General features: G+C 66.2%; 10 protein-coding genes. 1 reads left to right on the top strand and 9 read right to left on the bottom strand.

All coding sequences use genetic code 11. The features are described from left to right. Positions 1–221 precede the first annotated feature (221 nt). Together AGI3411_RS18280 and AGI3411_RS18275 are read right to left on the bottom strand one after the other, a co-directional pair. Positions 222–1,631: a sigma-54-dependent transcriptional regulator gene (locus AGI3411_RS18280; RefSeq protein WP_244240385.1), complete on the bottom strand. Its 1,410-nt coding sequence runs from the start codon at positions 1,629–1,631 to the stop codon at positions 222–224. After that, the gene (locus AGI3411_RS18275) at positions 1,615–3,588 is read right to left on the bottom strand and encodes a sensor histidine kinase (RefSeq protein ID WP_129528767.1); all 1,974 of its coding nucleotides are present in this window, start codon (positions 3,586–3,588) and stop codon (positions 1,615–1,617) included. Before AGI3411_RS18275 ends, AGI3411_RS18280 begins: the two co-directional genes overlap by 17 nt. A 295-nt stretch (positions 3,589–3,883) precedes the next feature. Between AGI3411_RS18275 and AGI3411_RS18270 the strand changes: the two genes are divergently transcribed. Continuing rightward, positions 3,884–5,230: a dicarboxylate/amino acid:cation symporter gene (locus AGI3411_RS18270; protein WP_129528766.1), complete on the top strand. Its 1,347-nt coding sequence runs from the start codon at positions 3,884–3,886 to the stop codon at positions 5,228–5,230. A 75-nt stretch (positions 5,231–5,305) separates the two neighbouring features. Here AGI3411_RS18270 and AGI3411_RS18265 read toward each other — a convergent pair whose 3' ends face one another. From AGI3411_RS18265 to AGI3411_RS18235, 7 genes are all read right to left on the bottom strand, one after another. Further along, positions 5,306–5,932 (bottom strand): Maf family protein, encoded by a 627-nt coding sequence (locus AGI3411_RS18265; RefSeq protein WP_129528765.1) that lies wholly within the window; start codon positions 5,930–5,932, stop codon positions 5,306–5,308. 45 nt (positions 5,933–5,977) lie between these two features. Further along, positions 5,978–6,448 carry a 23S rRNA (pseudouridine(1915)-N(3))-methyltransferase RlmH gene (gene rlmH, locus AGI3411_RS18260; RefSeq protein WP_059378867.1) on the bottom strand — a complete coding sequence of 157 codons (471 nt, stop codon included), beginning with the start codon at positions 6,446–6,448 and terminating at the stop codon, positions 5,978–5,980. Positions 6,449–6,455: 7 nt separating this feature from the next. Then, a complete protein-coding gene (gene rsfS / locus AGI3411_RS18255; RefSeq protein WP_129528764.1) occupies positions 6,456–6,860 on the bottom strand; it encodes a ribosome silencing factor in 405 nt (134 codons plus the stop codon). 73 nt (positions 6,861–6,933) lie between these two features. Further along, positions 6,934–7,521 (bottom strand): nicotinate (nicotinamide) nucleotide adenylyltransferase, encoded by a 588-nt coding sequence (gene nadD, locus AGI3411_RS18250; RefSeq protein ID WP_129528763.1) that lies wholly within the window; start codon positions 7,519–7,521, stop codon positions 6,934–6,936. Next, a complete protein-coding gene (gene hemF / locus AGI3411_RS18245) occupies positions 7,518–8,429 on the bottom strand; it encodes an oxygen-dependent coproporphyrinogen oxidase (protein WP_129528762.1) in 912 nt (303 codons plus the stop codon). Before hemF ends, nadD begins: the two co-directional genes overlap by 4 nt. Positions 8,430–8,441: 12 nt before the next feature. After that, complete coding sequence (gene purD, locus AGI3411_RS18240; RefSeq protein WP_165359204.1) at positions 8,442–9,749, bottom strand: phosphoribosylamine--glycine ligase; 1,308 nt, start codon at positions 9,747–9,749, stop codon at positions 8,442–8,444. 104 nt (positions 9,750–9,853) lie between these two features. Then, complete coding sequence (locus AGI3411_RS18235) at positions 9,854–10,585, bottom strand: YebC/PmpR family DNA-binding transcriptional regulator (protein WP_129528761.1); 732 nt, start codon at positions 10,583–10,585, stop codon at positions 9,854–9,856. Positions 10,586–10,656 lie beyond the last annotated feature (71 nt).

The raw sequence follows: 10,656 nt of genomic DNA, 5'->3' as shown, positions 1-10,656 counted from the left end.
ACAGGACAGTGAAACGACTTTGCGCCGATGATAGTGGACGGACGTCTGTGAAAGTAGGTCATCGTCAGGCTTTTATTCCGCAAAACCCCACAGGTACACCCTGTGGGGTTTTGTCTTTGGGGCGCCGCCATGCGCGCGCGGCCCCATGCAAAAAACCCCTCGCCGGATTATCGACGAGGGGTTTTGTTTTGGGCGCGCCATAACGCTGGCGGCGGCCCGGCCTATTGCGGCATGTACTGTTGGCGATCGATTCCGTGCCGCTGCAGCTTGTCGTAGAAGGTCTTGCGAGGAATCCCCAGCGATTCGAGGGTGGCCTTGATGTCGCCCCGGTGCGCTTCGAGCGTTTCACGGATGAGCTGCGCCTCGAAACGCTCCATCCGTTCCGGCAGGCTTTGCGTGCTGGCGGAAACCGCGGCTGTGTCGGGCACTGGCGCATTCAGCACGCCAAGGACTACCCGTTCGGCGAAATGCGCGAGTTCGCGTACGTTGCCAGGCCAATCGTGCGTCATTACATATTGCTTGATGGCGGCCGGCATTTCGGGAATGTCGCGTTGAAAGCGTCGTGACGCATGGCCGAGATAATGGGCGAACAACAGCGGGATGTCTTCCCGGCGCTCGCGCAGGGGCGGGATGCGGATGGTGACCACATTGAGCCGGTAGAACAGGTCTTCGCGGAACTTTGCCCGTATGGCGGGGCTGCCCAGGTCTTCCTTGGTGGCGGCGACCACGCGTAGATCCAGATTGCGCACGTCGTTGCTGCCCAAGGGCGTGATCTGGCGTGATTCGAGCACACGCAGCAGCTTCACCTGAACGGCCAGGGGCATGCTTTCTATCTCGTCCAGGAAGAGCGTGCCGCCGCTTGCATGTTCGATGCGTCCGATACGCTTCTTTTGCGCGCCGGTGAACGCGCCCGCTTCATGGCCGAAGAGTTCGCTTTCGATGACGCTTTCAGGCAGGGCTCCGCAGTTGATCGCGACGAGCGGCCGGTCGCGGCGGCGGCTCAGGCGATGCAGCGCCGTGGCCACGACCTCTTTGCCCGTCCCGGTTTCGCCTTCGACCAGCACGTCCACATCCGCGTCCGCGATATGGCGCAGCGTCTGCTTGATGCGCTGCATGGCAGGGGTTGCGCCGATGAAAGGGACTTCGTCGGCCTCCACCGCGAACGCGGCCTCGCGCAGGCGGCGATTTTCCAGCACCAGATGGCGCTTTTCCGCGGCATGCGTGATCGCTGTGATCAGCCTGTCGGCCGCGTAGGGTTTGGCCAGGAAATCGTAGGCGCCGTCTTGCATGCATTGCACGGCGGTCGCGATGTCTCCGTGGCCGGTGATGAGGATGACGGGAATGTCGGGATCGATGTCGCGCACGCGGCGGAACAGCTGCAGGCCGTCGATGTCGGGCATGCGGATGTCGCTCACGACCACGCCGTCGAATGCGCGAGTCAGCGCGGGCAATGCGGAACGCGCGCTGTCGTGCGCATCCACAGAAATTCCGTGCAGCTTGAGCGTCTGGGCATTGGCGCGGCGCAGTTCCTCGTCGTCGTCGATGAACACGGCGTGGGGCTGGAACGGCTGGCGAAGGCGATCGTCGGCCGGCTCAGGCGCGGAAAGCGGAAATTCAGAGGCTCGGGTCATGGGGTAGGCTCGAAGCGATGTCCTGGCCTGGCGCCTTGCGCAAGGTCAGGATGAAGAGGGCGCCGCTTGCTGGCGCGTGCGGGTCGGAAGCGCCATCGGCGGGGCGCGCCACGTCGAGTTCGCCGCCGAACTCGGCGACGATGTCGCGGCAGATGACCAGGCCCAGGCCCAGCCCTTCCGGCTTGGTGGTATGAAAGGGGGTGAACAGACGGGCACGGGCTTGCGCCGACAGGCCCGGGCCGTTGTCGCTGACCAGGATCCGGACGGTGTCGCCGTGGTCCTGCAGCGTTACGGCGATGCGCCCGTCCAGCCGGCCTTCCAGGGCTTCCAGGGCGTTTTGCAGCAGATTGACCAGCACCTGTTCCAACCGGATGCGATTGGCCTGCACCAGGACGTTCTGCTCTTCCGGCGGACGTTGCAGGGCGACGCCCTGGCGCCGGGCGCGGGGGCCCAGCAGCAGCAAGGCGCCTTCCAGGCAGTCCTTCAGGCTGGTCGGCCCCACCGACGCCCCGGCCTTGCGCGAAAACGCCCGGAGTTCGCCGGTGATGTGGCCGATGCGCTCGGTGAGCGCGGCGATGGTGCCCAGGTTTTCCTGCGCGGAGCCGTCGTCGTGCCGCCGCAGGAATTCCGCGGCGTTGTCGGCGTAGGCGCGTATCGCGGCCACCGGCTGATTGATCTCGTGGGCGACGCCCGCCGCGACCTGGCCCACCAGGGCAAGCTTGCTGGCCTGGACCAATTCTTCCTGCATGCTGTGCAGGCGGGCTGCGGTGCGTTGGCGTTCGTCCATTTCGTCGACGAGCTGTTCGTTGACCTGGAGCAATTGCGAGGTGCGTTCATCGACCAGGGCAGTCAGCTGTTCGTGGATGGCGGCCTGCTGGTTTGCGCGTTCGCGCTGGCGATGGCGGCGCAGCAGGATGATGCTGATGAGTGCGGCCAACGCGAGCAGCGCCAGCAGCGCGCCCAGCTGTGCATTCGCTGTCGCCTGGTTGATGGCCGACTGCACGGGCGACAGCAAATGCAGCGTCCAGCCGGGCGATTCCACGATGGGCAGCGTCGTGTGCAAGAGGGGAGCGCCGGCGGGTATCTGGGGCAGGGCGGTGTCGGGCCGGACCAGTTGGCCGGTGCTGACCGCCTGCAGCGGCGGTTGCAGGGGCAGCGGCTGGAAGAGGGCATCGCCGAATTGCAGGCTGGTGCGCAGCGTCTGGGCCAGGGCGGGCGTCAGCGGCGCCAGCACGTCGAAGCGCCAGGCGGCGATGCTGCCCAGCAGGACCACGCCGTGCTGGTCGGTGACGAAAATGGGTGCGTTGGACTGGCGCCAGTCCGCCTCCAGGTCGCGGAAATCCACTTTCAGCACGACGACGCCCAGCATCGCGCCGCCGACGTCGTCCACCCGCCGCGACAGGTACAGCCCGGCCTCGTGGCTGACCGTGCCCAGGGCGAAGTGCTCGGCCGAGCCATGGGCGACCGATCCCTGGAAGTAGGGGCGGAACTGGTAGTCCACGCCGACGAAGGTGGCGGGTTCCCGCCAGTTGCTGGCGGCGATCGCAAAACCCTTCTTGTCCAGCACGTAGATCGCGGAGGCCCCGACGCCGCGGCTGAGCGTGTCGAGCTTTTCGTCGAGGGATGCGATCTGCCCGGGCGCAGGAGTTTGCAGCGCGGCGCGCACGTCGACGTCGCGGGTGAGGACGAAGGGCAGCGCCCTGAATTTATCGAGGTTGTTGCGCAGCAGGGCAGCGTTGACCTGGGCCGCGCTGCGGGCTTGCGCCGCCGCGTTCTTCAGTGCGCCGTCGCGCGCCCAAAGGGTGGCGGCATGCAGAACGCCGGCCACGATGGCCACGCCCAGCACGATCCCCGCCACGCGCCAGGGCCAGGCGAGCGTGCGCCGCTTTGCGCCTGGCAGGACCGTTGGCTCACGGACATGGGAAGTCCGGGGCGGGGGAGAAGCGGGGTGGGACATGATGTGTGCGAGTTTTCGCACATTCTATATCTTTTTTGTGCGGATTTTCGCCTTTCCTGCGAGGTCTCGCATGCCTGGAAAATAGTAAATCCATTATTAATCAATGGCTTGAACTCTGCTTTCGGGGCTGGATAGGGTTGGCACAGGTCTTGCATAAGGATGGGCAAGCCGCGTGGCGCCTCCGCGCGGTGACATTGGCCTGCGGCAGTGGCGCATGGCCATAAAACAGATAACGCCCCGTCGCCCGTCGCGCAACGCCGCCCGGAGCAAGGGGCCTTGGTGGGGACAAATCCCAATGATCGACGTGGATCAAGTCGCGCCCGCGCGCAAGCTCAAGTTCTATCAAATCCTTTATGTGCAGGTGATTTTCGCCATTGTGGTCGGAATCGTCTTGGGTGCCCTGAAGCCGGAGCTCGGCCAGCAGATGCAGCCGCTGGGCGATGCCTTCATCAAGCTGGTGAAAATGATCATCGCGCCGGTGATCTTCCTGACCGTGGCCACGGGCATCGCCGCCATGAGCGACCTGAAGAAGGTCGGCCGGGTTGCGGGCAAGGCCATGCTGTACTTCCTGATCTTCTCCACATTCGCGCTGATCGTGGGCATGATCGTCAGCCATATCGTCCAGCCCGGCGCCGGCATGCACATCGATCCCAGGACCCTGGACGAGAAGGCGGTGTCGGGCTATGTGGCCAAGGCGCATGACTCGACCATCACCGGCTTCCTGATGAACGTGATTCCCACGACCATCTTCAGTCCTTTCGTGGGTGGCGACATCCTGCAGGTGCTGTTCGTGGCCGTGCTGTTCGGCATTTCGCTCGCCATCGTGGGCGAACGCGGCAAGCCGATACTGACGTTCATGACGGCGCTGGCCCAGCCGATCTTCAAGCTCGTCGCCATTCTGATGAAGGCCGCGCCCATCGGCGCCTTCGGCGCCATGGCATTCACCATCGGCAAGTACGGCATCAAGTCCGTCGTCAATCTTGCCATGCTGGTAGGCACGTTCTACGCCACGTCCGTTCTGTTCGTGGTCGTCGTGCTGGGACTGGTTGCCCGCTACAACGGTTTTTCGATCCTGAAGCTGGTCCGCTACATCCGCGAGGAATTGCTGCTGGTGCTGGGCACGAGTTCGTCGGAAGCGGCGCTGCCTACCCTGATGCAGAAAATGGAACGCGCCGGATGCTCGAAGTCCGTGGTGGGCCTGGTGGTTCCCACGGGCTATTCGTTCAACCTGGACGGCACGAACATCTACATGACGATGGCCGCGCTATTCATCGCGCAGGCTTGCGATATCCCGCTGTCGCTGGGCGATCAGATCCTGCTGCTGCTCGTTGCGATGCTGAGTTCCAAGGGCGCGGCGGGCGTGACGGGCGCGGGATTCATTACGCTGGCCGCCACTTTGTCGGTGGTGCCTTCGGTGCCCGTCGCTGGCATGGCGCTGATTCTGGGCGTCGACCGCTTCATGTCGGAGTGCCGCGCCCTGACCAACCTGGTCGGCAACGCGACCGCCGCGGTGGTTGTTGCGCGCTGGGAAGGCGAACTGGACCAGGAGCAGTTGCATGCCGCGCTGGAAGGCGAGGTTGCGCCGGCCGTTGCCGCAGCCGAGCCGCAAATCATCCTGGGTGAACCGGTGCGCCAGGGCTGAATGGCCGTATAACAAGAAAAATCCCCCGAGCCGTGAGTCCTCGGGGGATTTTTTCATGGCGCGGAGGGCGACGGTTCAGGGAACCTGGATGCCCGCCGCGCGCAGCAGGTTGGCGGTTTCGAACACGGGCAGCCCCATCACGCCCGTGTAGCTGCCGGCGATGTGCGAAATGAAGGCGCCCGCAAGGCCCTGGATGCCATAGGCGCCGGCCTTGCCGAACGGCTCGCCGCTGTCGCAATAGCGGCCGATCTCGTCGTCCGTGAGCGCACGCATGCGGACTTCGGTAATGGAAACGGCCTCGAGCAGCTGGTCGCCGGTCCAGACGGCGACGGCGGTGCGCACTTCGTGCGCGGCGCCGGACAGCGTGCGCAGGATCCGCGCGGCGTCGTCCCGGTCCACGGGCTTGCCCAGGACCAGGCCCGCCAGGATGACGGTCGTGTCCGCGGCCAGCAGGGGCAGGCGCGGCAGGTCGCGATCGCGCATCCAGTCGCGTCCGCGAAGCGCCTTGTCCCGCGCGGTGCGCTGGACATAGTCGGCGGCGCTTTCGCCCGGGTGCTGGGGTTCGTCCTCGCCGGGCGGGGCGGGCACGAGCAGGACTTCGTGGGCCAGGCCGATCTGGGTCAGCAGTTCGCGCCGCCTCGGGCTGGCCGAGGCGAGGTACAGATGCGCGGGAGAGGCTTGGGTGGCGGCAGTGTCGGTCATGCGTAGTCGGAAAAGGCGCCCGCCCGGCCAGAGGCCAGGTGCGGCCTAGGCGCGGTGATAGGGATGATTGGTCATGATGGCCCAGGCGCGGTAGAGCTGTTCGGCCAGCACCACGCGGACCATGGGGTGCGGCAGGGTCAGGGAAGACAGCCGCAGCTGCCCGCTGCAGGACGCTTTCAGGTCGGCATCCAGGCCGTCGGGGCCGCCGACGAGAAAGGCGACGTCCTGTCCGCCTGCCCGCCATTGTTCGAGTTTTTGCGACAGCGCCATGGTGGTGAGGTCGCGGCCGCGTTCGTCCAGCGCCAGGCGCAGGGCGCTGGCGGGCAGCGCGGCTTCTATGCGCTTGGCTTCCGCCGCCATCATCTGCGCGGGCGTCTTGCCGGTGGTGCGGGGTTCGGGCTTGATCTCGCGCAGTTCCAGCGCGCAATCGGCCGGCAGGCGCTTGGCGTAGTCGTCCCAGGCGGTCTGCACCCAATCCGGCATCCGCGTGCCCACGGCCACGACGATGAGTTTCACGGCGTGCTCAGTAATCGGTGCCGTCGTAGGCGCTGTCGCTGGCGATCGGTGCGGGCCGGGTGGATTCCGGCAGGAGCTTCACGCGCACCGGCTTGTCGCCCCAGATCTCTTCCAGGTTGTAGTACTGGCGGATGGCGGGCTGCATGATGTGCACGACCACGTCGCCCAGGTCGACGACGACCCATTCGCCCGTGTCTTCACCTTCGATGGTGATGCCCGACAGGCTGAGCGCGCGCCCGCGGTCGGCCACGCTGGAGGCCAGAGCGCGGGTTTGCCGGTTGGAGGTGGCGCTTGCAATCACGACGCGATCGAACAGGCTGGTCAGATGCGTGGTGTTGAAAACCTTGATGTCTTGCGCTTTGACGTCTTCGAGGGCGTCGATGACGGCGCGTTGGAGTTTTTGTATATCCATAGTTGTAAATATAACCCGCGCACGGTCAGCAGGATGCTGGCTCCGAGGCGCTTTCGGCGCCCGGCGGGTGAGGTTATCGATAGAGATGGTGCGCCGCAATATACGCGGCGACGGGAGCGGCAAGCAGGCCCTCGGTGGACTCGCCTTGCGCCAGGCGCTGGCGAATTTGGGAAGCCGACACCGGCATGGGGGCAAAAGGCAGTTCCTGGAGCTCGCGGCCCAGGGCGCGCAGGTGGTCGGCAAGCGCCGGCGGGGAGGTGAGCGCCGTGCCGGGGCGGGTGGCGACGGCCAGGTCCACCAGACGGGAGATTTCCTGCCAGTCGCGCCAGGTGCAGAAGTTCGCCAATTGGTCCGCGCCCAACAGCCAGACATAGCGCGCGTCCTGCGGCAGGGCACGCAGCGTGTCGATCGTGTAGGTGGCGCCGCCGCGTTCGATTTCGATTGGGTTGACGGCTAGGCCGGCATGGCCGGCGATCGCCAGCCCCAGCATGTCGCGGCGCTGTTCGGCCGTGGCGTGCAGCGCGGCGCGCTGCCAGGGATTGGCCGCCGGGATGAGTTGCACCTCGGCCAGGCCCAGCGCCCGCAGCGCGGTTTGCGCGAGCGCGATGTGCGCAACGTGGACGGGGTCGAAACTGCCGCCCAGGAGTCCGATGCGCTTCAAACCCAGTCCCGCGGCTTGAGGTAGGCGGCCAGTTCGGCCTCTGGCGTGCCGACTTCGGGATGCCAGTCGTAGCGCCATTGGGCCAGAGGGGGCATGGACAGCAGGATCGACTCGGTGCGTCCGCCCGATTGCAGGCCGAACAGCGTGCCGCGGTCGAAGACCAGGTTGAATTCGACGTAGCGGCCGCGGCGATAAGCCTGGAAATCGCGCTCGCGTTCGCCATAGGGCATGCCGCGGCGGCGTTCCACGATCGGCATGTAGCTGCCGAGGAAGGCATCGCCGACAGAGCGGGTCAGGGCGAACGAGGCGTCGAAGCCGGGGGCGTTCAGGTCATCGAAGAAGACGCCGCCGATGCCGCGCGTTTCATTGCGGTGCTTCAGGAAGAAATAGTCGTCGCACCAGCGCTTGTAGCGCGGATAGTATTCGGCCCCGTGGCCGGCCAGGGCGTCCCGGCACACGGTGTGGAAGTGGCGGGCGTCTTCTTCGAACGGATAGTAGGGGGTCAGGTCGAGGCCGCCGCCGAACCAGAAGATGTCGGCTTCGTCGTGGCCGGGCCGGGCCGCCGCGATGAACATCCGCACGTTCATGTGCGTGGTGGGCACATAAGGGTTGCGCGGGTGCAGCACCATCGAGACGCCCATGGCTTCCCATGGGCGGCCGGCAAGTTCCGGCCGGTGCGCGCTGGCCGAAGGCGGCAGCTTGATGCCCTGGACGTGGCTGAACAGCACGCCGGCCCGTTCGAAGAGTTCGCCGCCTTCCAGCAGCCGCGACAGGCCGCCTCCGCCTTCCGGACGCACCCATTCATCGGCGCGGAAGGCCGAGCCCTCGGCGGCTTCCAGGCCGCCGACGATGCGGGCCTGCAAACCGGTGAGGTAATCCCTGACTGCGGAGACGGGCAAGGCGGGCATCTGCGGTTCCGGCTAGGCGTTGGACTTGGGTTTCTGTTGCGAGGGCTTGAGCGCACGCCAGCCGATATCGCTGCGGTACTGGCGGCCGTCGAAGTGGATGCCGTTGATGGCTTCGTACACGCGGTCGCGGGCCATCTTGACCGAGTCGCCCAGCGCCGTGACGCACAGCACGCGGCCGCCGGTGGTCTTGGTGTCGTCGCCATCGATTTTGGTGGCGGCGTGGAACACCATGCAGTCTTCGGCGTCGGCGGGCAGGCCGCGGATGACGTCGCCGGTGCGGGGCGTGTTCGGGTAGTTGTGCGCGGCGAGCACGGCGCCGAGGGCGGTGCGGCGGTCCCAGACGATGTCGGCCTGGTCGAGCGTGCCGTCGACGGCGTGTTCCAGGGCGTCGAGCAGGTCGCTCTTCACGCGCATCATGATGGGCTGCGTTTCCGGGTCGCCCATGCGGCAGTTGAATTCCAGGGTCTTGATTTCGCGGTCGGGGTCGTCGCCCGGGGCGATCATCAGGCCCGCATACAGGAAGCCGGTGTACGGAATGCCGTCGCGCGCCATGCCCTGCACGGTCGGCAGGATGATTTCGCGCATGATGCGGTGGTGCAGTTCCGGGGTGACAATGGGCGCGGGCGAGTAGGCGCCCATGCCGCCGGTGTTGGGGCCCTGGTCGCCGTCTTGCAGGCGCTTGTGGTCCTGGCTGGTGGCCAGGGCCAGCACGTTGCGGCCGTCGCACATGACGATGAAGCTGGCTTCCTCGCCGACCAGGCATTCCTCGATGACGACGCGCGCGCCGGCCGCGCCCATGGAGCCGTCGCCCAGCATGGCGTCCACCGCGGCGTGCGCCTCTTCCAGCGTCGCGGCGACCACGACGCCCTTGCCCGCGGCCAGGCCGTCGGCCTTGATCACGATGGGAGCGCCTTCCTGGTCGATATAGGCATGCGCCTTGGCCGGGTCGGTGAAGGTTTCGTAGCGGGCGGTCGGGATGCTGTGCCGGACCATGAAGGCCTTGGCGTAATCCTTGGAGCTTTCCAGCTGGGCGGCAGCCTTGGTGGGGCCGAAGATCTTCAGGCCGCGGGCGCGGAACACGTCCACGACGCCGGCGGCCAGCGGCGCTTCGGGGCCGACGACGGTCAGGGCAACGCCTTCGCGCTGCACGAAATCGGCCAGTTCCTCGGCATTGGTGAGCGGGATGTTTTCCATCTGCTCGGCCCGTTGCGTGCCACCGTTGCCCGGAGCGACGTACACCTTGTGTACGCGCGGGGAGCGGGCCAGCCGCCAGGCGAGGGCATGTTCGCGGCCGCCCGAGCCAATTACCAGGAGTTTCATGTTGCGTGATTCTGAAGGTTGCCACTCGGAGCCGGATGAACGGCCCCGAATTACACCCTGGCGCCGGAGCGGCCGATGCCGCCGAAGCCCCAGGCCAGGAGGATTTACTGCGCTTCGTCGAAAACGACGTTCGTATAGACTTCCTGCACGTCGTCCAGGCCTTCCAGGGCGTCGAGCAGTTTCTGCATCTTGATGGCGTCTTCGCCGGCCAGTTCGGTTTCGTTCAAAGCCTTCATGACGATGCCGTCGACTTCGGCCTTCAGGCCTGCGGCGTCGAAGGCGCTGCGCACCGCGGCGTAGTCGGCCGGCGAGCAGACGACTTCGATCACGCCTTCCTCGTCGGTGGTCACATCTTCGGCGCCGGCCTCGAGGGCGGCTTCCATGACCTTGTCTTCCGAGGTGCCCGGCGCGAAGACGAACTGGCCGCAATGCTTGAACATGAAGGCCACCGAGCCTTCCTGGCCCAGGTTGCCGCCGTTCTTGGCGAAAGCGTGGCGCACTTCAGCGACGGTGCGGGTGCGGTTGTCGGTCATGCAGTCGACGATCACCGCCGCGCCGCCGATGCCGTAGCCTTCGTACCGCACTTCCTCGTAGGCGTCGCCGTCCGCGCCGCCCGCGCCGCGCTGGATGGCGCGCTGGATGTTGTCCTTGGGCATGTTGGCGTCGGTGGCCTTGTCCCAGGCCATGCGCAGACGCGGATTGCTGTCCGGGTCGGGGCCGCCGGCGCGCGCCGCCACGGTGATTTCACGAATGATCTTGGTCCAGAGCTTTCCGCGCTTGGCGTCTTGGCGCCCTTTGCGGTGCTGAATATTGGCCCATTTGCTGTGTCCGGCCATGGCTTCCCAGGAGTAATTGTGTGCAAAAAAGGCATTTTACCGTGACGGCGGGCCATGCGTCCGGGCGGGCG

The sequence above is a fragment of the Achromobacter agilis genome (assembly GCF_900496965.1).
GTDB lineage: Bacteria > Pseudomonadota > Gammaproteobacteria > Burkholderiales > Burkholderiaceae_B > Achromobacter > Achromobacter agilis.
The sequence above is the reverse complement of the archived record's forward strand: the minus strand, read 5'-3'. Positions and strand labels throughout refer to the sequence as shown.